The sequence below is a fragment of the Bacillus cereus group sp. RP37 genome (assembly GCF_040459695.1).
Classification (GTDB): domain Bacteria; phylum Bacillota; class Bacilli; order Bacillales; family Bacillaceae_G; genus Bacillus_A.
Genome location: NZ_JARVHP010000001.1, coordinates 2,819,523 through 2,843,743, shown reverse-complemented (window position 1 = coordinate 2,843,743; position 24,221 = coordinate 2,819,523). Strand labels below are relative to the sequence as shown.

Here is a 24,221-nt window from a genome sequence, read left to right as displayed (position 1 = left end):
AGGTGACGATATGACCGGAATTAGTTTCTTTAGTTTTAATGGTAAAAGAAATCCAAATGTAATTCCATTGCAGGGTAAAAAACGCCCTGCATGGGCTCCTTTGGAGCGTACATTCCTTGAAGTACCTCACTATCCAGGTGGACGTTTGATAAGAACGCAAACGAAAATGAGAAAAATAATTGTACCGGTTTCATTGTTATATGAATCTATGGAAGAAGCAGAAAAATTAAAGGAAGAGATAGCTGATTGGCTTATTACGGACCAACCTCAGGAACTTGTTTTTGATGACGAAAAGGATCGTATTTACTTAGCTGTTATTGATGAAGCATTTGACCCAGAACAATTAGTAAATTTAGGAGAAGGAGTACTCACTTTCATTTGTCCGATGCCTTATAAATTGGGAATAGTACAAACTTATCCATTTGTACAAGAATGGTCTACAGAGACAACTTCTTATTTTACTAATAAGGGGAGTGTAGAAGCTCCAGCATTAATTGAAATGACTGTAAAAAAACCAAGCACCTTTTTAGATGTATGGTTTGGAGAGTATCCTAATAATCGTAATTATTTCCGTATTGGATCAATCTTGTCTATAAATGATAATCCTGTGCAAGAAAATGAGCGTGTGCTATGGAGTGAAATGAACAATATCGTTGGTTGGACTGACGCCGGACAAATTGGAAGTATGAAAAGTACTGGTAGATTTAAAGTTAATGAGGGTAAATTCGCATTTGAAGTTGGTGAATGGGGAGATCAGAATAAATCAGAATTTACGGGCCCTATATGGAAACGCTCGATACCTGGTGGCCCTCTTACTGATTTCAAGGCTGAAATATATGTCACTCTGATAGCTAAGAACTATTGGGAAATGGGAAGAGTTAGTATGTTCTTGTTGGATGAACAAGGCGATATAGTAGCCGATGTTAACATGAATGATCTTTATTGGACAGCTAAACAGACACACGCATTTGCACGCATCGGAGACGTTTCGCAACCAAATAATACAAGAAAGCTGTTTGACTCTGGAGGTAGTGGTAATACAGCATTTAATGATTTCTACGGTCGTATGGCAATTGCTCGTCGTGGTAAAAAGTGGTCTGTTTACTTTGCTCGATTCCGAGACGGAACAGAAATAGACGACTATAAGGCGGTTGAATTCTTTACAGATGATGAAAAAAATCCAATGACAGTAACAGGTAGAAGGGTTGCACAAATAGCTATCGGTATTCAACGATGGGGGACTAGTGATCCTACTAACTTAATGAGGATTGATGATCTGAAGGTTTGGAAGATTAATAAGGTATCTGACCAAAGTAAGCCATACTTAGTAGATACTGGCGACAAAGTTGTAATTGATACTGAGAAAAGCCTTGTCACGATTAACGGGAAAAATGCAATCAATTTAAAAGAAATATTTAGTAACTTTCCTATCGTAATACGTGGTGAAAATCGTATCGATATAATGCCACCTGATGTAAATGCAACAATCAGTTATAGGGAGAGATATAGATGAGAAGACCAAGCGGGATTTTGCATGTTGTGGATTTTAAAACGGATCAAATCGTCGCAGCTATCCAGCCAGAGGACTATTGGAACGATAAAAGGCATTGGGAAATTAAAAACAATGTTGATATGTTGGATTTCACTGTTTTTGATGGAACTACTCATTCAGCTACATTACAACAACAAAATCTTGTTCTAAAAGAAGTTCGCGATGGAAGAATTGTACCATATGTCATTACAGAAACAGAGAAGAATTCAGATAAACGATCCATTACCACATATGCTTCAGGAGCTTGGGTTCAAATCGCTAAATCAGGCATTATAAAACCACAAAGGATAGAAGGTAAAACAGTAAACGAATTTATTGATATGGCTCTTGTAGGCATGAAATGGAAACGTGGAAAAACAGATTATGCAAGTTTTCACACTATGACCATTGATGAATTTATGGATCCGCTAACTTTTTTAAAGAAAATAGCTTCTTTATTCAAATTAGAAATTCAATACCGCGTTGAGGTTCAAGGGTCACAAATAGTTGGATGGTATGTTGATATGATTCAAAGGCGCGGCCGAGACACTGGGAAAGAAATAGAGTTGGGTAAAGATTTGATAGGTGTTACACGTATTGAACATTCAAGGGATATTTGTACAGCGTTAGTCGGATTTGTAAAAGGTGAAGGCGATAATGTAATTACTATTGAAAGTATTAACAATGGGCTTCCATATATTGTTGATAATGATGCATTTCAACGCTGGAACGAACGAGGCGAGCATAAGTTTGGTTTTTATACACCAGAAACAGAAGAGTTAAATATGACGCCACAACGTTTAATGACGTTAATGGAAATGGAACTGAAAAAACGTATTAATTCTTCCGTTTCGTATGAAGTAGAGGCACAATCGATCGGTCGCATTTTCGGGCTAGCACATGAACTAATCAATGAAGGAGATACAATCCGAATCAAAGATACAGGCTTCACACCTAAGCTATATCTTGAAGCGCGTGTGATTGCTGGTGACGAATCCTTCACTGATCCTGCACAGGATAAATATGAATTCGGGGATTATCGAGAGATAGTAGACCCAAACGAGGAATTACGAAAGATTTACAATCGAATCCTTAGTAAATTCGGTGAGAAACAAGAAATGCTGGATCAGCTAGATAAATTGGTGAAAGAAGCTAATGAAACAGCAAGTAACGCTAAGAAAGAATCAGAAGCAGCGAAAACACTTGCTGAAAAGGTACAAGATAATATTAAAAACAATACTGTTGAAATTATAGAAGCTAAGAATCCACCAACAACAGGGCTTAAACCTAATAAAACGCTTTGGCGTGATATTAGTAACGGAAAGCCCGGCATTTTAAAAATATGGACAGGTACAGCTTGGGAATCGGTCGTACCAGATGTTGAATTAGTTAAGAAAGAAACACTTGAGCAGGTTAATAAAGATATTGAGTCCACGACAACAGAATTAAACCAAAAGGTACAAGAAGCGCAAAATCAAGCTACAGGACAATTCAATAAAGTACAGGAAGGTTTACAAGGTGTCAGCCGTACAATTTCTGATGTACAAAACGAACAAGGTAATATTAATAAAAAAGTAACTCAAATAGAGCAAACTTCAGATGGATTCAAAACCTCAATTGAATCGTTAACGAAAAAAGATAGTGAAATTAGCAATAAATTAAATACAGTTGAATTAACTGTAGAAGGTACAAAGAAGACTATTTCTGATGTGCAGCAAACAACAAGTGAGCTTAAGAAAACAACAACTGAAACTAAAGAAGAAGCTGGGAAAATCAGTGAGAAGTTAACGAGTGTAGAAACAAAGGTTAATAGTAATAAAGCTGGTGGACGTAACATTTTATTAAAATCAAATGTTAAATATGAAAATACAGACTATCTAATCAATCAATATTCTCTAACTGAAAATTTCTTTCCGGGTGAGGAATATACCTTTGTAATTAAAGGGAGTGTTCCGCAAGGGCAGAAATTTGGAATTTGGCAGAATGGTGGGTCTAGCAATGTTGGATATGCAACAAGTGTTTACGCTAACGGAATAACTTACGTAACCTTCAAAGCTGTTGCGGCTACAAGTGGAAATGAACGAAAGTTAAGCTTATATAACTATCCGAGTAGTAGTACGAAATCTATTGTGGAATGGGTTGCCTTGTATAAAGGAAATAAGCCGCAGGATTGGACGCCACCACCTGAAGAGCAGGTAACAACTGATGATTTTACCAAGAAAACAAATGAGATTGAAAAAAGTGTGGATGGTGTAAAAACTACTGTAACAAATGTTCAAAACAGCCAAGCTGGATTTGAAAAGCGCATGACTACAGTAGAACAAACCGCAAATGGATTATCTTCCACAGTAAGTGATTTAAATAATGTAGTATCAGATCAAGGCAAAAAACTTACTGAAGCAAATACAAAACTCGAACAACAGGCAACAGCAATCAATGCAAAAGTTGAGCTTAAACAAGTTGAGGATTATGTTGCGGAGTTTAAGATTCCAGAGTTGAAGCAAACAGTTAATCAGAATAAACAAGATTTATTAGATGAATTAGCTAACAAGCTTGCAACTGAACAATTTAACCAGAAGATGACTTTAATCGATAACCGCTTCACTATCAATGAACAGGGTATCAATGCAGCAGCGAAAAAGACAGAAGTGTATACGAGGATGCAAGTGGATGGACAATTTGCAAAAGACTCTTACGTAAGAGATATGGAAACGCGTCTTCAGTTAACCGAAAAGGGTGTTAGCATATCAGTAAAAGAAAATGATGTAATCGCAGCATTCAATATGAGTAAAGAAAACATTACTTTGAATGCGAACAGGATTAACTTAAGAGGTTTTATTACAGCGGATCATATCAAAGGGCAAGTTTTAGAAGGGGTAACACTTAAAACTACTGGAAGTAAATTCGTTGAAATTAACAATCAAGACTTTAAAGTTTGCGATACAATCAAACCGCGTGCTTATATGGGGTTTGCAGAAGCATCAGACGGAAGCGGAAGCATTCACCCTACATTGGTTCTTGGTTCTGATAATAGAAAATTTAATGGTGCTGGTTCATTTTATATTTTCCAGACAACGCCACGAATAAATGGTACCGAACAACCTTCTAAAGCTTGGGCTACCCTAGGGGTATCTAAAGGGAATAACGCTGAAGGAAATAATGTTTGGTCAAATTATATTCAAATGATGAACGATGGCGGACATATGTATATGTATTCAGACGGAAAGTTTTACTTTGATAATTTGAATGACATTGTTTTTAACTCAGTAGGATATGCACCAGGATACGGGAAATTTATGGTGACTACAACGGAACCACATTATTTTAAAAATAACTATGGTGAGTTTCATTTCGATAGAAAAAGTACTGGTAACAGTATATACTTTGCCAATGGCGTCAATGATCATGATTTAGTCATGGGAAGAGTAATGATAAGAGCAAGTCTTGTATCAAGCTATGATAACGGATTACAGATTAGAGATACGTATGGAAATGCATGGCGAGATATAGAATTAAGAACGCTAAGAGCACAAGAGAATATAGGTGCTAATGGTCAAATGTGGGCGAAAGCCTTTAATCCTACATCAGCTAGAAATATGAAGGAGAACATAAAAGACATTCCTTTCTCAGCTCTCGAGAAAATTATGAATTTGGCCATCAAACAATACAACTTTAAAGATGATATGTTTGATCTATATCAAAAGCGTGTCAACAAACCAGATGAACTAATAGAACCATACACAACAAAAGAAATTGAAACGTATTTCGGTATGATTGCAGACGATACGGACGATGTATTTACAGATAAAGAGAAACGGGCCATTAATTTATATAATACTGTTTCTATTTTTATTGTAGCTTTTCAACAACAGTATGGTGAATTTATACAGCTAACTGAACAGGTTAAAAAGAATACCGAGGAGTTAAATGTAGTTAAAGAAGAAAATAAACAATTAAAAGAGCAGGTTAATATACTTACAATTAACGTGTCCACATTAACTGATTTAGTTCAAAAATTAATAAACGAGAAACCAGAGCAGCCATAAGCTGGTCTTTTTTTATTATCTAAAAAAGGAGTGAAAAGATGGATCGTATTGATGTGTTACTGAAAGCATTTATAGCTACGTTTGGTGGCTTCTGTGGGTATTTTTGGGGAGGATGGGATGCAACATTGAAAGTTCTAGTTATCATGGCAGCTATCGATTATATCACAGGAGTATTCGCAGCAGGATATAACGGAGAGTTAAAAAGTAAAGTTGGTTTCAAAGGCATCGCCAAAAAGGTGGTGCTTTTTCTTGTGGTTGGAGTGGCAGCACAGTTAGATTCAGCGTTTGGAAGCAATAGCGCCATTCGTGAAGCGACGATTTTCTTCTTTATCGGGAATGAGTTGTTATCTCTTTTAGAAAATGCAGGACGTATGGGAATCCCTTTGCCTTCAGCATTAACGAATGCAGTTGAAATTTTAGGCGGTAAACAAAAACAAGAAGAGAAAAAAGGAGATGATCAATAATGGGTCAAATCGTAGATATTTCAAAATGGAACGGTAATATCAACTGGCCAGTCGCAAAACAGTATTTGGATTTTGTAATTGCTCGTGTGCAGGATGGCTCAAATTACGTGGATCCATTGTATAAAGGATATGTACAAAGCATGAAGCAGTATGCCATTCCTTTTGGTAATTATGCATTCTGTCGTTTTGTTTCAATTGCTGATGCGAAGAAAGAAGCACAAGACTTCTGGAGTCGCGGTGATAAAAATGCTACGGTTTGGGTTGCGGATGTAGAAGTGAAAACAATGTATGATATGAGAGCCGGCACACAGGCTTTTATCGATGAATTATATCGATTAGGTGCTAAGAAAGTCGGATTATATGTTGGACATCATATGTATGCACCGTTTGGTATGGCAAACGTAAAGTGTGACTTTGTATGGGTTCCGCGTTATGGCGGTAACAAGCCAGCATATCCTTGTGATATTTGGCAATACACGGAAACGGGGAATGTACCTGGTATCGGGAAATGTGACTTAAATTCACTTATAGGGAGTAAGTCATTGTCTTGGTTTACGGGAGCAGTACAAGAGCAAGTGGAAGTGGAGGTGCCTAAACAAAATATTATTCAATCAGGTGCTTTTTCGCCGTATGAAACTCCTGAAGTTATGCAAGCATTGACATCGGTCAAAATGACAGCAAACTTCAGATTACAATCGGATGGATTAACGTATTTTGTTACTGAACCAACTAGTGATGCGCAATTAAATGGTATGAAAGACTGGCTTGAACGTAAAGGCTGGTGGTTTGAAGTTAAATAAAACAAAAGAATAGTTTATACCAAAACAAGTTTAATACACGTGAAAATAAATTAAAAGCAGGCTCCTAATATGGAGGCCTGCTTTTTTATTTTGGGAATTTATTGTGATATGATTTTGTTTGTATATAAAAATATGCTAGTGATGGAGTTGAAGTGAGTAACGTGAATAAAATACAAATTGAACAATTTTCAGAACAAATTTCTATGCGCAATACAGGGTTAATTATTGGTAATGGATTTAGTATGAATTTTGATAGCTGTTTTAGGGGGATTTATGATTCTTTAAAAGTAGGTAACGATGCTTTGAATAAATTAGGGGAATTTACTATTTCTCCTACAGTTTATCTAGATACCAAACTAATACTCACTCAGAATTACAAAAATGTAGTGAAATATGTACGTAAGTTTAATCAAAAACAACTAGAGAAAATTTTTGAAGACGCTGTGGATTTTGCAGGGTTTATTACTATGAATTCTAAGATTAATAATTTTCTAGAACATAATAGACATCTGAATAAATCTAAAGCCGCGCCCAGTATGTTAGAAATAACAAAAGGGATATATGAAATTGGTAATAAAAAAGGGTTTAAATCGGTTAATATTGAGAATTGGCCGACGCTTATATGGTTGTATCATCTTATAGAAAATCTGCCTGAATTTAAAAAATACACGCAAAAAAGTAATCGTTTCATAAAGCTACTAAGAAAAGGATGGGAGAAAAGCGTAATGCCTCAGGGGCAAAATACAAATGTGATGTATAAAACAAGATATAATGGGTTTTCTATTTATTATCGTTTGCTTATGATTACCATTATCTTTGGGAATGGTAAAGCTATTGATATAAAAAAATTAGATAAAATAGATGAGATTAACCATGATTCCATAAAACAATGGCTGGCAGGATTTAAAGAACTGTTTAGTTTGAATTATGATTTAATTCTAGAACAGATTACTAATCGATCTGTTACATATTTACACGGACATTTTCAAAATAGATTACATGGTTTTACATATCATCAGTCTTACGCTTTAAAACATGGTAATGGTAAGTTTTATACGAATGACATAATATTGGGTGACTATACTACCACAAAAATGTTGGACAGTATAATGTATTCACTTGTACTGGGCAAACAAGCATTAACTCAGCCAAGGGTTGATGCTTTAGAAGTACTATCTTATAAAATGCGATGCTCTGAAATTGACCATATTGTTTTCTTTGGAGTTCATCCGGAGAATGACTATCATATTTTGAGTGGATTATATCATTACTTTTTAAATACGAATGTAGATAATCCTGCGATTACATACTGTTACTATAATGAACAAGAAATAGAGGATTTTACGAATACTTTATATCATGTTGTAAATACAATTTATAAGGACAAAGAGTTTATTAATTCTATTTCTTTATCGTTTGTAGATTCAAAAGAGATTGTTAATAAGTATTTTTATGTAAATAATCAATCTGTTAATACTAAAACTGCTCTTATGAGATGAAAAAAGGCTCCTATATAGGAGCCTTTTTATTTATTTAGTATTAAAATAAACTTTTTGCATACCTAATGTTTTATAAACAAATTTGAAATCATCATTCTTTTTTATGTATTGTACAGAATAACCCTCGGCTTCAGCACCTTTAAATACTTCACTTTGTAATGGTGTCGCAATAACCGGATGATGTTCTGTATCCATTTGATATACTTTTCCATCTGCAGAAACATATTCTGTATTCATAATATCAGTAGAATTATACGCGAAATCAGCTGTATCCGCATCAACTACTTTAGTTTTTACTTTTACTAGAACATATTCCATATCATCAGCAGGAGCTTTATTGAATTGATTTTCCTGTTGAATTAATTGCCATGCTTGTTCCCCTCGGAGAACCTCTTGAATAGAAACCTCTACTTTTGCCTTATAAGCTTTTGAAGTTGCTTGATCAAAAATTTTGTCTTCAAAAGTTGCTGATTGCCCCATAGCTACAGGATTTGAGCGAGAGCCAGCCTTTGATTCTTCTTTTTTCTCTTCTTTAGGTGAAGGGCTTGATTGTTGTTCCTGTTTTGGTTCAGAATCCTTCTTTTTAACTTCTACATTTGAAGATTCTGAGCAAGCGCCAAGTACACTTGTGATTAATGCACCTGCAGCTACTACCTTAATTAAATTTGTTTTCATCCAATTTCCCCCTAATTTATGTATAACATCGATTATAATTATATCAGATTAAAGAGAAAAATTTTACAAAAAGTTACTTAATAAAAAGATTTTTGTAAGAAATACTACCTCTAAGGAGGTTTGAATATGTTATATGGTTTTCTAGTGATAGCAGGTATACTTTACATTTCATGGTATGTCTATAAAAGAAGAAAAGACCATCATTTATACCAACTCATTGCTCGTTTTAATAAAGATGAAGAGTTTAAACGTACTTTAGCAATGGGGCTTTATTATCGATTTATGAAGCCATTAGAAAATGAAAAGTGCTCATCAGTATTTATACGTCAAACACCCTTGGAATTTGAAGCCTTTGTAGCAGATGTAATTGAAAAGTATTATGGTGGTTCTGCATTTGTAACGGTAGCTACAGGTGATTATGGTGTAGACTTTGAACATACAGTAAACGGTGAACTTTATCTGGGGCAGGTGAAGTGTTTGTGCAATGACATGTCCTATAAAGCAATTGCCCTGGTGCACAGTAATATTGCCAAAAGAGATGCAAAAGGTGGTTATGTAGTATCAACAGGTGGCTTTTCGAAAAATGCAAAAAAATATGCTGAAGAATTGAATGTACAGCTAATCGATGGATCGAGTTTGGCTGAAATGTATATGGAGTCTATTGAGGGACAACCTTTACCTCAATACGTGTTAAACCCTGCTAGTAATTAATCAGCAGGGTCTTTTTCTTGTACCTCGTATAAATCATCGACCCTACAATCGAATATTTTGGCTAACTCAAATGCTTTGTCTACTGGTGGATAAGATTTACCAGTTACATAATTACTCATTTGATTCTGGCTTATATTTAATCGTTGAGCAATCCACTTTCCTTTTAATCCACTGTGTTTTAATAATTCTCCAATATTACTCTTCAAAATAATCAATATCATCACCTGTTGAACTATTCCATATGGTAAAGGGAATTACCTTCAAAATATAATTTGTAAAAAAATCATAATTAAATTTGTATAGACAGGCAAAATCTTTTCTTCTAAGTCATATACCTATATCAAGACCACGTGGAATACCAAGTGGAATCAAAGACACCAAGAAGGGAGAGGGCGCAAATGCGTTGGCAATATTCACATTTAAACGAAACACCTTACCTGTATCCATCAAAAGAATTAAGAAGTATGTATAAAGCTTCTAATGGTAAAAAAGAAACGAATGCAATTGTGGATCACATGGCAAGACATGAGGTTTTTGATAATCGTGAGTACAAAGGCTATTACCGTTTATCAAACGATATAATGGATGATTTATATGAAGACGAGGATGAAATGCTTGATTGGGAAGATGTCATTAATGAGTATCAACCGGTTATGACACCGAAGGGATTACAACTCATTCGAAAAGAGGGATTCAAATGACAATTGTTGGTGAAGCAGTAGTAGTATGGACGGCAACTGGCTTGTCAGTTATTACGATGAAGGTTGCAGAGAAAATGGGCCAGAGTGTTCCACGTTGGCTTCCACGAATGACCATGTACACTACGCTCACAGGCTCGTTCTTGTATCTTCTACGTTATGTTCTTTTCGCGTTTCTATAGGGGAATACCAACATGGAATTGTGGGACATTTACAGGTCGTTAACATATAGCACGTACGGGAGTCTTCCAAAAACAAGGGATATATACCCTTATAAAGGGTATATGGGGAGTGGAGAAAATGATTGAATTATTACTTGTTCCAGCTGCAGGTTTGACAGTGGTTTTATTCGGCGAAAAGTTCAAAAGTAAAAATGATGATAAGCGAAAAATACAGGTGTTTTTTGAGGTGGCTGGTATTGCGATTAAAAGAAATAACGAAGAAAAATTGCAATATCCAAAGTTCCAAAAACAAATCGATGATGATCGTAGTACGACTTATGTTTACACCTTACCGTTAGGAATGCCGAGTAAAATTATTCAGAAGGTAGAAGATGTGGTGAGCGAGGGGTTAAGTAAGCCGGTGCGGATCCAGTACGATAATTATAAATTGAATATCCGTGTATTCCATAGAGAGATACCGAAGAAGTGGAATTGGTCAACAGGATTAGTGAAGAAAGGGAAATGGCGCGTTCCAATAGGTCAGAGTTTGGAAAAACTTATTTATCACGACTTTGATGAAACGCCACATATGACGTTAGGTGGATTAACAAGGATGGGGAAGACAGTCTTTTTGAAAAATGTAGTTACCTCTCTTATTACAGCACAACCAGATCATACGCATCTATATATTATCGATTTAAAAGGAGGGCTAGAGTTTGGGCCATATAAAAACTTGCAGCAAGTAGAGCAGGTAGCCGAAACGCCTGTGCAAGCATTTGTAGTATTGGAAAACATTTTAAATAAGATGGAAGAGAAATTGAAGTACATGAAAGACAATAGATATACGAATGTTGTGGAAACAAATGAGAAAGAACGGTTCTTTGTAATCGTAGATGAAGGGGCTGAATTATGCCCGGATAGAAGTATGAAGGAAAAACAAAGAAAATTATTAGGCCTTTGTCAGCAAAGACTCTCCCATATTGCACGTATAGGTGGCGCTCTTGGTTTTAGATTAATCTTTTGTACACAGTATCCAACAGGCGATACATTACCACGCCAAGTGAAACAAAATGCAGATGCAAAATTAGGTTTTCGTTTACCGACACAAACTGCATCCGAAGTAGTAATTGATGAACCAGGACTAGAATCGATACAGAGTATTCCAGGGCGTGCGATTTTTAAAACAGATCGGCTCACTGAAATTCAAGTTCCTTATATTAGCGATGAAATGATGTGGAAACATCTAAAAGAATATGAGGTGGAAAAACATGAACATCCAGAGCCACATGAAAATCAACCGTCAGATGGCGATACTTGCGACGATTAGAAAGCTTCAGTTTGCTACAAGAAGACATTTGATGAGTGTGCATGATATGGGTGGTATCCGAAACGCAAACCGTATTATGGGAGATTTAAAACCATACGTGAGTAAAACCATGCAAGGGAAAGAATACGTGTATTATTTGAATAAAGAAGGGCATGCCATGTTCGGTGATGATGGAAAGGTTGTATCAAGAGGAAAACTAGCTCATGCATTGTTACGGAACGAAGCATGGCTGCATTTGTTTTGTCCAGACGAATGGCAGATAGAAACGGACATACGTTATATAAAGAATAAAGAGAAAAAGAAAATAGTTCCTGATGTGAAGTTCAGGGATGAAGAAAGTATACTTCATGCAGTTGAAATAGACCGTTCGCAGAAAATGAAAGTGAATGAGGTGAAGTTAAAAAAATATGAAGAGCTTACGCAAATTTATAAACAGAAGCATAACGGGAAAATGCCAGTTATTCATTTTTTCACGGTTACGAAATATAGAGAAATTAAATTGGAGCAGTTAGCAGCTAAGTATGATGTATTTGTGAAGGTTTATGTAATAGAAGAAATATAAAAAGTAATAAAATGTTATAAAATGAACTGGTTAACAATTGAATTAAGAGTGCTGTTACATATTTAACAGCAAATGAAGCCTATGTGTATGTGAATTGAACAAGTGTGTCTACTCAACTATGAGCAGACACACTTGTTCAATTGGTCATTTCGTTATTTTATCGAACTTAAATTTGGTCTTTAAACTAAATGCATCCCTAAAATACAAAGTAAACTGTAGAAAGGGTAATTTAAACGTAAGTTTATCTTTAAATTTCTTGATATACTGTGCTTTCATAAAAGTGCAGTATTTTGTAATTTCTATAAATATATTAATGGTTATATAGATTTAACAAAAATTATGAAATATAATTATATTGATTTTAAGAGGAGGCAATAAGATTAATGACTGTGAATAGAATTGATGAATATTTAATAAAAGGAAAAGAGTATGCTAGAGAAGAGATTCATCAAAATTGGGGAGGAAGAAATGATACTGGTATTTCGGTGTCTAAGAAATATAATTATATTTTTCTTTTTACAACTGATAATAAAAAACAGTGGAGATATGAAAATGACGAAGAAGTATTTTACTATTCTTCTCCTGAAGATCATAGCCTTGAAAAGGGATTTACTGGTGGAAATAAGGTTATTTTTAATCACGAATATACAGGCAAAAGGATATTTTTGTTTGAAAGTGTAAAACGTAGAATTGTTAAATTTATAGATGAGATGGTATATATTGGGTACCATAGAATGTTAACTAATGATAATCGTGACATAATTGTATTTAAATTAAAAAGAAAAAAGAATAAAATAAGCACAATAAATGTAAAACAAAATACAGAAGAACGAGCGCAGATAGAAGCAGAGCAATGGGAAGACGCAGAAGCAAAGCAATATAGGCTAATGGAAGAAGAAGAGGAATTTTGGAACGAAGTGAGAAGAAAGGAAGAAAAGGAATTAGAAAATGAGCAATGGCTAGAAGAGCAAAAATGGGAAGACGCAAAAGCAAGGCAAGATAGACTAATGGAAGAAGAAGAGGAATTTTGGAACGAAGTGAGAAGAAAGGAAGAACAAGAACAAGAACAAGAACAAGAACAAGAACAAGAACAAGAACAAGAACAAGAACAAGAGGATGAAAGGAGAAGAAAGGAATTAGTAGAGGAATTTGGGTGGAGGGATGAAGCAGAATGGTTAGAAAATAGTATGAGGGAAGACCTTATGGTGGATATACAAATTGAAAAAGGAAATCCACAAGGAAAAGACGCGCAAAGTGATGGAATAACGGAAACAGATTTATTAGGAAGGGATATTCTAGTTAAAGAGCTCAGTGATTTTTATACGGAATATACAGATAGTAATCAGTCTTCATTTTATTTAGGTATATTTGCTAGATGGGGGATGGGTAAGAGTTCTATATTGCAAATGTTGTCTAACGCAATTAGAGAAAGAAAGTCAGAGAAAAACGAATACTTGGTTTGTAAAGTAGATTGTTCTGTATTTGATAAGAAAGATCAACTATGGATTAGGATACTTAATCAATTGATAGATGAAATTTCTAAAGATGGAAAAAATACATTTAACTTTAAATGGAAATTTATTTCTTTTAAAACGAGATTTTTTGCTCGGAATTTTTGGGAATGGTTAAAAGGTAAAAATAGATGGATAAGTATTTTAGGGATTGGTAGTATCTTTGGATTTATTATTTATAAATTTATGCCTTTACTAATGGGAGAAAATCAAAATCTAAGAGAAGTTACTTTTCTCATTACGATAGTTACCGCTTGTTATACTTTAGTGAAAAGCATGTCATCAATATTTAAAGAAAATGTGTTTTTAACAGATAATAGAAGTATAGATAACACGTATTCGAGAAGTATTAATGAATATAGACTTTTGTTAAATTTGTTAAACGATGTTCCGAAAAAAAAGGATATTAAGATTTTATTAATATTAGATGAATTAGATCGGATTCATAAAGATTTATTACCAGATATAATCGAGTGTATTCAGTTATTTAAATCGTTAAATGAAGAAAGGGTATTAGAAAAACAAGAATATAATAATAATGAGATGAATAATAAGTCCACAATCTCGTGTATATTTTCATTTAACCATGATGTGCTGTTTCCAATTATAGGACGAAATATATCTTTAGAAGATAAGCAATTATTTATTCAAAGCTATAAGAATTATAAAGGATTTGTTGAAGGAAACGATAAAGATGCTTATGTAGATTATTATAAGTTAGGAAAGGAGTACATGGATAAGTATCTAGATTTGTCACTTTACCTTGAAGATAGTATTGATTATAGAAATTTGGTAGATCATTTATTTGATGGAAATGATATAAAAAGAGATAATCAGGGTACAAATAAGGCATCAACACGATTATTTGAAGAGCATGAGGAATTAGAGGCCGAAGAAATACTACGACAATTCGGGAATCAAGAAGAGTTTGAGGGGGCAGAAACAAAAGAACAGTCTGAATATCAAGAAGAATTAGAGACATCCGAAGAGCAGGATGCCCCGTCATTTACATTGACAGAACGACAGGTTATTAAAGATACAATATGTATGTATGCTGCAGATGTAGAGCCCCGAAAGATTATAAGATTGAAGAACGCTTTAATCTTATTAAAAAAATTAAACAAATTAAACAAAGAAAAGGAAGATGTAATTGATATAGAAAAAAAGAAAGAATTACAAGAATTTATTATCAACTTCCTTGAAATTGATATTAGTGATAAAAATACTGAGATAGCAGCAACTGTCGAAGAGTTACCAAGTAGTAAATATTTAAAATACACGAATTATTTTATACATAATAAAGATTAGGAAAGAAAGTTCTCTAGATAATATTTTTAGAAGAGTTTGGCTACTTAGCTAAGCTCTTTTTTATAATGAAAATTAATTGAAGCTACCATGTTTGTGTAGGTTTATGTAATAGAAGAAAAATAAAAAAGTGCTAACAAGTTTGCAAACGAACTTGCTAACACGTATACGGAATAGACATAAATTATCGCTGATATGTCGTTTTTGAAAATAGCTTTAATCAGTTAAATCAAACTTATACGAAATGCTCATAAAATCATTCTTAATATCAAGAATATAACCATCCAGACATTCCTTTGCTGTTAAGACGAAAACGGGGCATGGTATTAATTTCTACTCCAGAATTTGCATCGAATAATAAAAAATCACGGTTTGTAAAACTAAAAGTACAACAAACTACAAACGGCATAAAATGGATTAAGATTTTTAGAAATTTAAAAGATGATTTTCATATAGGTGGAGAAGTTGAATTAGAGCACATTCTTCAATATCCGAAAGATTATATGTTAGGAGCAAATCTTAGGGTGTTGCTTCCATACAATGAGAGAATATATAAAGTTCAAGGTACTAAAATAAAACCTGGTATAAAAGTAAAGGAAAGAGAGTATTTATTTAAAGGGTTTCAGCAAAAATTCTCTTATTTCACATTACTACCAGAATGTAAAAAGCTAGCAACAAATAATGAAAATGAATTATTCCCTTTAATTGCTCCAAAAGGATTAGAGACTATAACGTTAGAAATATGGTCTAAAAAAATTTCAATGGAAGTAGAACAAGCGTTATTTGAAAGTGAAATTGTGTTAGCTCAAATTGGTGAGTCTTCATATGTATTAAATGCAGATTCTCCAGTATTATTAAAAATAGTAAGATATAATATTGAAAAAGTTTTGCAAAACCCATATAAAATGCAATATTGCCAGAAATATAAAACAAATTTAGTAGAGGATGTTATGAAAGCGGTCTATGCTACTGCAGGTGAGCGTAATGATGCGACATTGGCGTTAATCGCAATGAAAAATTGTGATGGGCGCGAAAAAATTGATCCAAAGCAAATCGTTAGAGAAGGGTTCGCACGAACAAACCGTATTTCGGCATTTATTAATTTATTTATAGGCCAAAGTGTATCTCGTAAAACAATTATAAATTGTGTTCTTAGTTTATTAGAACAAAAAGGATTTTTGAAACGTAGTTGGAATAAGATAAATTTACCTTGTACATATGTTAATTTATCAATTGAACGAATCTCAAAATTTGATTTCTTACCTATTATTTCACAAATAAAAGGTAAAGAAATTTCATATAAATTATATGGGAATACAGAATGGCAAACGATTGATCGTTTATTATTAAATATAAATAAACATAATAGTTTTTTACCACAGCCTTCAAAAAGAAATGATATGGGGGTTCAATTTAAACAATTTGTCTCTGAAACACTAACGGGAATTTTACAACACGCAAAAGAGCAAAATGAGCAAGTATATTTCATTATAGATGCGAATGTAAGAAAATATTGGATAAAAGAGTTGCAAAATAAAAAAATTGATATAGATATTTTACCAGAGATTGTCCCTGATGTGCTAAAGGTACCAAACTTAAACATTATAAGAATAAATACATCTTTTGATGTACCAAAATACGGTGCGATAGAATGTGATGATGTACTGGATGGCACAAGTTTATACACAGATCAAAAAGGAATGTATTATAGCACTGGTGAATATTTATTTAATGGTAATCAAACATTGCAGCGATACATACTTGAAATTTTACCGCTAGGTGTAAAAGCGGTTGAAAGGAACTATATTGCCAAAATGGTACATTATATGTGCTGTAATTCAAGTATGCTTTTGGAAAAGAATATACACATGCCATATTCTATGCATATGGCGAAAATAATAAAGAGCTATATGACGGATATAGATGCAAGAGAGTTTAAAGAGTTTGATGATGAATTGGATGTAGATATAGTAAAGATAGAAAAGAAAGATTCAATCGCACTGCTTTAAATAATAGTAGACAAATCCTGTTCATTATATCGATCAGGATTTGTCATTTTTTCATGTAAATAAGGATATCTTTTGTCATGTATCTTCTCTTTTACGTATTTACTTTATTTACATACAGGATTAAGATGTTTTTTAGAAATATAAAATCTACATCATATGGAAAAGCAATATGAATTGATTCAAAAGAAATTTGAAAGGAATGAGGAATTGTGAAGAAATTAGATGTGTTATTGATGCTATTGAGCGGCCTCTTTCCAGTTGCAGGAATAATAAAGCAAATCCCACTAGAACAATCTTTATATATTGGAGGCCTTTTATTTTTTACTAGTTTCGGTAGTTATTTTGCGAAAAAAATATATTCACGTATATGTAGCTGGATAGCATACGCGCCATTCATAACACTACTGTTAGTCATTTGGCATCAGGATATTTCAACAAGCTCCATAATAGCGAATGCGAAAATTGCCGCTTGTATCGCTTTAATTCCATGTTTATTCCGTTTTCGTACATATGGACTGACTTTAGGTTTATTCTCATTATGGGCCGCTTTACTTTGGGATATTAAAGAAGTACAGTCGTTAGTTATACTTGAACGTATGTCGAGTTTAATGACAAGCAATTTCAAATATCTCATGCTTTTAGTTGGTGGACTTATATTAGGTGGATTACTTGCGATGTTATTACACCGTAAAGAAAAGGATGTTAATAAAGAAAATATAAATCTATTTCAACAAAAAAAGAAGCGTAAAAAATTATCATTTAAGATTCCACTTCCAAGATTACCGAAATTTAAGATGAAATTATTTAAGTTTGGTGGAAAAGTATCAAAACGAAAAACACCAGAAAAAATACGTGAGCATAATTACGAGGAACCAGCTTCAGCTGCAACTTATGAAATGACAGAACAAATACATCAATTTAAAGAAGGTACTGCTCAAGGACAAACGAGGATGGAACGTCGTAGAAATAGGTATAATGCATAATAAATTTCAGTAAACCCTTTAATGATTTATCATTGAATTGATAAATCATTAAAGGGTTTTTTATGTAATTACATATTGCTAATGAGGAATTCATAGCATACTCTAAAGTTGAGGACTTAAATAAAATAATGGGAGGACAAAATGCTGATCATTACATATATTTCTGCTTGTATATTATTCTTAGTTAGCTTTTTACATGTTTACTGGGCTTTCGGAGGTAAGTGGGCGACAAATAGTGTCATTCCAACAAAATCAGGAGAAAAGGCGTTTACACCAGGTGTAGGAATGACATTGTTCATTGCGTTGTTATTAAGTATGGCAGCAATGATTTTATTACAACAAGCAGATGTTGTTTATTTTGCAGTTCCAAATATTATTATTCAAATAGAATCCTGGGTTTGTATGGTTGTTTTTTTCATAAGAGTAATTGGTGAGTTTCGTTATTTTGGTATTTTTAAACGCGAAAAAGATACGCATTTTGCTAGAATGGACACTGTTTTATATATACCGCTTTGTGCATTTCTATCTTTATCATTCTTATTGGCAATTATAATGTAAGTATATAAAGAAATGGATATCAAATAAAAGGTTTCTGTGCAATCAAAAACCGTTTGTTTTGTGTGATTACATTTTATTACAAAAATATAACCAACAATATTTTAATACTTAATTACGAAGTAAAGAGAACGGTTAATAAAATAAATTGAAGTTATTTTTATTAATAATTGCGCTTTCTATAGAGATGTATATCAGTCGATGGGAAGATGTGATATATGGCAGTTTAAAAACAAATTTAGCAATAGATGTCTTGACAGGATTATATCATAGTATGTGAGGGAAATAATGATGAAAGAAGAAAAAATACAAGGTAATATAAAGTGGATTGCGTACAATAATTTAAGATTTAGAATAGAGAAGGTTAATGATGAATCATCCGTAATTTGGATTTCTGATAATTTTGTGAATTTATATTTTACCTTAGTAATGAATGACTTTTTAAGTAAATGTGAGGATGAGTTGAATATAAATATCGAAATTGATTTTACTTGGAATAATCATAGAGGTTTGATTATAAAGAATCATGATATAAATCTAATTTTAGGAGAAATAATTAATTTTATTAGCGAATGGGAGTTAGAAGGAGATCCAAATGCTGATAATTTTTCTACGGAAGAGTGGTATTTAGCATAAGCTTACAGGGTATGCTAGCTTTCCATCATTCTTAGGGATTTAAAAAATATGGAGGGTAATTTAAATTTAATGTATGTTTAGGGTATATTGAATGCGAATTGAACCTAAAGAGTTAGACAAATATTTTAAGCAACTAGTGAGGAATGAATTCTGTATTGTAAAGAATTCATTCCTTTTAAGTCTATTTTAATTTATTTGTAATTATAGTTGTTAATATTTGAAGAGGCAATCACCTTAAGTCATAAAGAGACGAAAGCCTATACTCAAAGTAAGATTTCAAAGCTTGAGGAAGAAATTGGTTGAGTTAAAGGGGCTAAGGATGGTACTCAGGGTACGGAAAAATATAAAACTGATACAATGAAACACATTTATCATGAGGAAATTAATAAACGTGGGAAAGCAGTTGGGTATCATCATGAGAATGTGATGGGTGGAAAGATTATTCCAGGGACTGAGAGTGTACCTGATAAAAATGGGTTTTATAGGGCCAAAATTGAAATTGATGGGGTATTAAAAGGTCCAAAATCCACATTCTTTCCAAGGGAGTGGACACCTCAATAAGTAATAGATGAAGTGAATGAGGCTTTTCATAACAAAGTAAATAAAAAAACAATAGATATCTTGGAAAAACAAGTGATGGAATGACAATAGAGATGATTTTGAGGAATAATAAGGTAATCTCAGCTTATCCAGTATATTGAGTTGGAGGAAGTGTTCTTAATGATTAAATACAATTATGAATTTAAATATATAGAAGAATTCAATGTGGTTGTTATGGATTTTGATGAAGAAAAATCGTTGAAATTTGCCAATATGATAAATGATCCTTTAGGCTCTGATATACCTTGGAGGTTAAGAGATTTAAAAAATGATATTAACAATTTTATTGATTTGTTGAGGGGAAACATATCCGAATATAGACATGGAGGAAACGCTTCTAGCATAATATCCTTTAGAGATTTTACCATAATTGAGGATCCATTTTATGATGAAGAAGATGAATTTGAGCCGATATGTAAATTAGAAACAGTTGAATTTGTTAAAATCATATTAGTGTGGGCTTATGAAACACATAAGTATAAGAGCGAAAGAGGAGAAATTGCTCAAGAAGATGCAAAAATGGCTATGGATTGGATTGAACAAAAGGTGGAAGAAATTAATAGTATAGAGGATAGTAATCAAATATAAGAAACACAGATTAGTAATAAGTGAAGAATTTAAAATTAATTATAAAAGTGAAAATTATGGGTAGATAAAAGAAGCATCTGTGACTTATGGAATGAAATAGAGGGTTCTGGTGTGAAAATCTATAAAATTTGGACATACTGATACTATTACTCTAAAAAGGATGGAATTGGTATGGAAAAGCAATGTTTATTCAAGTGGAAACAATATCAACCAGATATTATTCTATTAACCGTGAGATGGTAACTACGGTATAACCCTCATTTCCATGGTTGGTGGGAATGAGGGGGGACGAGGCTTATCCATTTCGTATACAACGATTACGTGTTGAGTTCATCAATATGGTCCTTCATCATATTAAAAAAGAGCCACATATGAAGTGACCCTGGTATTGCACCGGGCTCATTTTTAATTTTGCCTTTATCCGTTTCTTATTATAATAATCTATATATTTTTCTAATTCTATTTTAAAATGCTTTACACTTTCAAACTCTTTTAAGTAGAGGAATTCTGACTTCATGATCCCGAAGAAATTCTCCATGACTGCGTTGTCATAACAGTTTCCTTTTCGGGACATACTTTGCACAATACCTCTTGATTCAAGTGTCCGGACATATTGTTTCATTTAATAATGCCACCCTTGATCGGAATGCATCAATAGTTGGTGGTTTTCAGGTAATCGTTCTAATGCTGTCTCTAACATTTCTGAAACAAGTAAATACGTCGGTCTAGAGCCAATTCTATAGGTAATAATCTCACCATTATACAAGTCTAATACAGGTGATAAATAAAGTTTCTCTCCAAATAATTTAAACTCTGTGATGTCTGTTATCCATTTTTGATTTGGTGCATCTGCATGAAAACTGCGCGCTAAAATATTCGGTGCAGTTTAACTTTATGTGTTCTTTTTTAGTTACTTAGGAGACCTTTTGAGATAAGAAGAACGATACGTTGGTCATGACTATTGTGTTGTGTAACCCAAAAAGGAAAGTACCAAAAAATGCTTATTTTGTATGAGTATAAATATCGGCTATTTAGGAGTCCTAATAGAATGTTTAGAATTAGACGAAAATGACGTGTGAAATGTAAATAAAAAAGGACAAGTAGTCGAATTTACTGTCCTTTAAAGGAGAAAAGTCTTTTGATTAAGAACTACGAATAAACAGAAAAACTGCTTGTACTTAGTTTTACCTTAAATATACATATCTATACAAAAAAGGGATAAGTAAAAAATACTTATCCCAGGAAGGGAAATCCAAAACACCAAAATGGTTTGCATTGGTATGCAGGTTCAAAAGTAGTATATGTAAAATGAAAAATCTCATACAAAAAAGACAAGACAGAGTGTTGTTTACTAAAGAATCTTAAAAAAAAGAATAAGAGGTGTATATTGGCTGTTTTTCTCAAAATCATTTTAAACGTATTGAGGAAAGTGATAAACCATACCTTAATAAAAAAGGATGTAAGCGCATTCTTATCGAATTATAGATAATTAAGAGAGGCGGTGACACTATGAAGTATGTAAAAGTCAGTATGAATGGTGGAAGTGAGCACAAATTCTCAATGACTTTAGAACGATTTGAAGAACTTATTACTACAGAGAAAGGGTTATTAGAGAATAAATTAGTTTGTATTGAAAATGTAATGATTAATCCCACTAATATATCTTCTGTAGTTGAAAAAATTGGTGTACCGGCTAAGTTTATGGAAGCTTAAAAGTGTGTACATAAAAAACATCCATGGGGATGTTTTTTTATTTATAATTGTACAATGAAAATTTGAGTAGGATTTTTAGTGATACTTCATATGTGCACAATAAAATAAGTACAAGCATATATTAAATAGTAGGACAAGATCTTCGTGTCCGAATCAATACTCAGAAAAAACCTCTAATCACAATAGGGCATCCAATAGCAGGGTGCTCTTATTTTTTATGAAAAATGTAGCTCTACAACGGTTTCGTTTCAATTATAGTTTTTTTTAACCTTTGATTCTAAATTTATCTTTTACGTTAATAAATATTAAGAATAAAATGACAGCAATAATTAAATTAGACAAATAGAAATTTTGGTGAAACAGTAGTTCAAAGATAACATCAAATGTGTATAATAAAGCGACGGCAGGTAATATACAAATAAATATAAATCTCCAATTTTTTAAATGATGTTTATAATTAGTAAGTATTTTCTCCATTAATATTGCTCCTGTATTTTTTATTTTCTATATAATTATACATTTAAATAAAAAGATTTACAAAGTATTTAAAATTTATTTAGCAACTATTGTGATTTCGTATGATTGATAACGGGGAAGCAAAAAATATTTTAGGTCTATAGCTTGAGGAAAAGATAGAGAAAGATTTTATTAAAAACTTAGATAGCTGCATTAATCTGTGTAAGAAATGATTTGACTAAAAAAACTTTTAAAGAGTGATACTTAAATGGTACACTATTATCTACGTTATTTTTGAAATGAATAGAGGGATTTGTGTGATAGATAAAATCAAAAATGTGGTAGAGGCTATGTACGAAGATGAAGCGAAACATTTACTTCAAAGTATTCTGATTCAATTAAATTTATTAGAAGAAAGTTATAGTGAAGATTCAATTAAAAATTTGATAGATATTCCTAAGCAACTAACGAGTAATACATCATATAAAAGGAATGTAAAAGAAAGTACGCACGTACATATAGCTTTTGATGATTCAACTGCTGGGTGTTTAAAATATATGCTAAGTCAAGAAGAACGATTGGAAGAGATGGTTGTCGCTTTTTCTGAATTCTTTTCAATCGGACCGATAAATAAGATACATATGAATGAGGGGCAACTAGCAAGACAGAAATGGTTAGTAAACAACTTAACTGCATATGATAGTTATTTTGAAGAGGAGTATTTACCAAGGTTTATAGAAACTTTGGAAGAACTACACACTATTCCTATTGAAACACCTATTACAATTTGGAAAGCCAATAACGCACATGAACATGTAGGCCTATGTTTTGTAATGGCGCAATTAAAAGATAAGAAAAATATTTGCATTATTAATACATCTGAAGCAAGTAAAGAAATATTAAAACAAGAATATGATATTCGTGGAACAGGGGAATTATCACCTGAAAGTTTAGCTCTACTTCAAAACAGTTTTGCAGAATTATCGTATGTAACGGAAGAAAAGCGGATGAGGCTTGAACATGAGTGGGATAGATTATCGAATAGCATAGAATGTTTAAGAGTATGGAAAGAAAATGAAGTGCATTCTGTACAAGAAGATTATTTTGATCAATTTATTATTGAATGTGCGAAAAGTGTAGGTGCTGATCGAGAATTCTTAAAAGCTCCTAGAGTGATTGGTGAAGCACTTGGGCTTGTAGAGCAGTTAGTTGGCGATACATTTTTAGAATATCGCTTAAAGGAATTAATTAAACAAGAAGTTTTTGAATTTGTAGGTTCACTAGACGAAATGCGCTTTTATAGTGTGAAGTTGAAATAGCAATTAAACAAAAAATCCCTTCTAATTCTCTTAAAGAGTTAGAAGGGATTTTTTGGTGAAATAAAACAGAAG

21 protein-coding genes and 3 pseudogenes are annotated in these 24,221 nt (G+C 32.9%); 20 read left to right on the top strand and 4 right to left on the bottom strand.

Annotated elements, in window-relative coordinates; all coding sequences use genetic code 11:
* The first annotated feature begins 10 nt into the window (after positions 1–10).
* From QCI44_RS15160 to QCI44_RS15140, 5 genes are all read left to right on the top strand, one after another.
* Positions 11–1,513, top strand: a complete 1,503-nt coding sequence (locus tag QCI44_RS15160) for a distal tail protein Dit (protein WP_353811260.1) — start codon at positions 11–13, stop codon at positions 1,511–1,513.
* Positions 1,510–5,577 (top strand): phage tail spike protein, encoded by a 4,068-nt coding sequence (locus tag QCI44_RS15155; protein ID WP_353811259.1) that lies wholly within the window; start codon positions 1,510–1,512, stop codon positions 5,575–5,577. Before QCI44_RS15160 ends, QCI44_RS15155 begins: the two co-directional genes overlap by 4 nt.
* Positions 5,578–5,615: 38 nt before the next feature.
* Positions 5,616–6,041, top strand: coding sequence for a phage holin family protein (locus tag QCI44_RS15150; RefSeq protein WP_353811258.1), 426 nt, complete (start codon positions 5,616–5,618; stop codon positions 6,039–6,041).
* Positions 6,041–6,841 (top strand): GH25 family lysozyme, encoded by an 801-nt coding sequence (locus QCI44_RS15145; protein ID WP_353811257.1) that lies wholly within the window; start codon positions 6,041–6,043, stop codon positions 6,839–6,841. Before QCI44_RS15150 ends, QCI44_RS15145 begins: the two co-directional genes overlap by 1 nt.
* Positions 6,842–7,002: 161 nt before the next feature.
* Positions 7,003–8,340: a hypothetical protein gene (locus tag QCI44_RS15140; RefSeq protein ID WP_353811256.1), complete on the top strand. Its 1,338-nt coding sequence runs from the start codon at positions 7,003–7,005 to the stop codon at positions 8,338–8,340.
* A 30-nt stretch (positions 8,341–8,370) separates the two neighbouring features.
* On the opposite strand, the gene QCI44_RS15135 is transcribed toward QCI44_RS15140, so the two are convergent.
* Entirely contained in the window at positions 8,371–9,015 is a 645-nt protein-coding gene (locus QCI44_RS15135) for a hypothetical protein (protein ID WP_353811255.1), read from the bottom strand.
* 126 nt (positions 9,016–9,141) lie between these two features.
* On the opposite strand from QCI44_RS15135, the gene QCI44_RS15130 reads away from it, so the two are divergent.
* On the top strand, positions 9,142–9,726 hold the full coding sequence (locus QCI44_RS15130; protein ID WP_353811254.1) for a restriction endonuclease: 585 nt from the start codon (positions 9,142–9,144) through the stop codon (positions 9,724–9,726).
* Here the strand turns inward: QCI44_RS15130 and QCI44_RS15125 are convergent.
* Entirely contained in the window at positions 9,723–9,932 is a 210-nt protein-coding gene (locus tag QCI44_RS15125; RefSeq protein WP_306648039.1) for a helix-turn-helix transcriptional regulator, read from the bottom strand. The genes QCI44_RS15130 and QCI44_RS15125 overlap by 4 nt on opposite strands.
* A gap of 192 nt (positions 9,933–10,124) precedes the next feature.
* Between QCI44_RS15125 and QCI44_RS15120 the strand changes: the two genes are divergently transcribed.
* From QCI44_RS15120 to QCI44_RS15065, 12 genes and pseudogenes are all read left to right on the top strand, one after another.
* Positions 10,125–10,427 (top strand): hypothetical protein, encoded by a 303-nt coding sequence (locus QCI44_RS15120; protein WP_353811253.1) that lies wholly within the window; start codon positions 10,125–10,127, stop codon positions 10,425–10,427.
* Positions 10,424–10,606 (top strand): hypothetical protein, encoded by a 183-nt coding sequence (locus tag QCI44_RS15115; protein WP_061674231.1) that lies wholly within the window; start codon positions 10,424–10,426, stop codon positions 10,604–10,606. Before QCI44_RS15120 ends, QCI44_RS15115 begins: the two co-directional genes overlap by 4 nt.
* A gap of 118 nt (positions 10,607–10,724) precedes the next feature.
* Positions 10,725–11,912 (top strand): FtsK/SpoIIIE domain-containing protein, encoded by a 1,188-nt coding sequence (locus QCI44_RS15110; RefSeq protein WP_353811252.1) that lies wholly within the window; start codon positions 10,725–10,727, stop codon positions 11,910–11,912.
* Positions 11,854–12,474 (top strand): replication-relaxation family protein, encoded by a 621-nt coding sequence (locus tag QCI44_RS15105; protein WP_353811251.1) that lies wholly within the window; start codon positions 11,854–11,856, stop codon positions 12,472–12,474. The genes QCI44_RS15110 and QCI44_RS15105 overlap by 59 nt, the downstream gene beginning before the upstream one ends.
* Positions 12,475–12,857: 383 nt before the next feature.
* The gene (locus QCI44_RS15100; protein ID WP_353811250.1) at positions 12,858–15,293 is read left to right on the top strand and encodes a P-loop NTPase fold protein; all 2,436 of its coding nucleotides are present in this window, start codon (positions 12,858–12,860) and stop codon (positions 15,291–15,293) included.
* A gap of 263 nt (positions 15,294–15,556) precedes the next feature.
* Positions 15,557–17,299, top strand: a pseudogene (locus QCI44_RS15095) (RNaseH domain-containing protein); the annotation flags it as partial.
* Between the two features lie 209 nt (positions 17,300–17,508).
* The gene (locus QCI44_RS15090; RefSeq protein WP_016087720.1) at positions 17,509–18,282 is read left to right on the top strand and encodes a DUF3959 family protein; all 774 of its coding nucleotides are present in this window, start codon (positions 17,509–17,511) and stop codon (positions 18,280–18,282) included.
* Positions 18,283–18,423: 141 nt separating this feature from the next.
* Positions 18,424–18,840 carry a DUF3995 domain-containing protein gene (locus QCI44_RS15085; RefSeq protein WP_016134587.1) on the top strand — a complete coding sequence of 139 codons (417 nt, stop codon included), beginning with the start codon at positions 18,424–18,426 and terminating at the stop codon, positions 18,838–18,840.
* Between the two features lie 288 nt (positions 18,841–19,128).
* Complete coding sequence (locus QCI44_RS15080) at positions 19,129–19,473, top strand: hypothetical protein (protein WP_033659706.1); 345 nt, start codon at positions 19,129–19,131, stop codon at positions 19,471–19,473.
* Between the two features lie 357 nt (positions 19,474–19,830).
* Entirely contained in the window at positions 19,831–20,034 is a 204-nt protein-coding gene (locus QCI44_RS15075) for an EndoU domain-containing protein (RefSeq protein ID WP_353811249.1), read from the top strand.
* A gap of 159 nt (positions 20,035–20,193) precedes the next feature.
* Positions 20,194–20,661, top strand: coding sequence for a hypothetical protein (locus QCI44_RS15070; RefSeq protein ID WP_016134590.1), 468 nt, complete (start codon positions 20,194–20,196; stop codon positions 20,659–20,661).
* A 171-nt stretch (positions 20,662–20,832) separates the two neighbouring features.
* Positions 20,833–20,986, top strand: a pseudogene (locus QCI44_RS15065) (IS6 family transposase); the annotation flags it as partial.
* Positions 20,987–21,010: 24 nt separating this feature from the next.
* Here the strand turns inward: QCI44_RS15065 and QCI44_RS15060 are convergent.
* Positions 21,011–21,544, bottom strand: a pseudogene (locus tag QCI44_RS15060) (IS3 family transposase); the annotation flags it as partial.
* A 626-nt stretch (positions 21,545–22,170) separates the two neighbouring features.
* On the opposite strand from QCI44_RS15060, the gene QCI44_RS15055 reads away from it, so the two are divergent.
* A complete protein-coding gene (locus tag QCI44_RS15055) occupies positions 22,171–22,374 on the top strand; it encodes a hypothetical protein (RefSeq protein WP_016087715.1) in 204 nt (67 codons plus the stop codon).
* A gap of 264 nt (positions 22,375–22,638) precedes the next feature.
* On the opposite strand, the gene QCI44_RS15050 is transcribed toward QCI44_RS15055, so the two are convergent.
* Complete coding sequence (locus QCI44_RS15050; protein ID WP_016087714.1) at positions 22,639–22,851, bottom strand: hypothetical protein; 213 nt, start codon at positions 22,849–22,851, stop codon at positions 22,639–22,641.
* A 296-nt stretch (positions 22,852–23,147) separates the two neighbouring features.
* On the opposite strand from QCI44_RS15050, the gene QCI44_RS15045 reads away from it, so the two are divergent.
* Positions 23,148–24,149: a DUF1835 domain-containing protein gene (locus QCI44_RS15045; RefSeq protein ID WP_353811248.1), complete on the top strand. Its 1,002-nt coding sequence runs from the start codon at positions 23,148–23,150 to the stop codon at positions 24,147–24,149.
* The last annotated feature ends 72 nt before the right edge of the window (positions 24,150–24,221 follow it).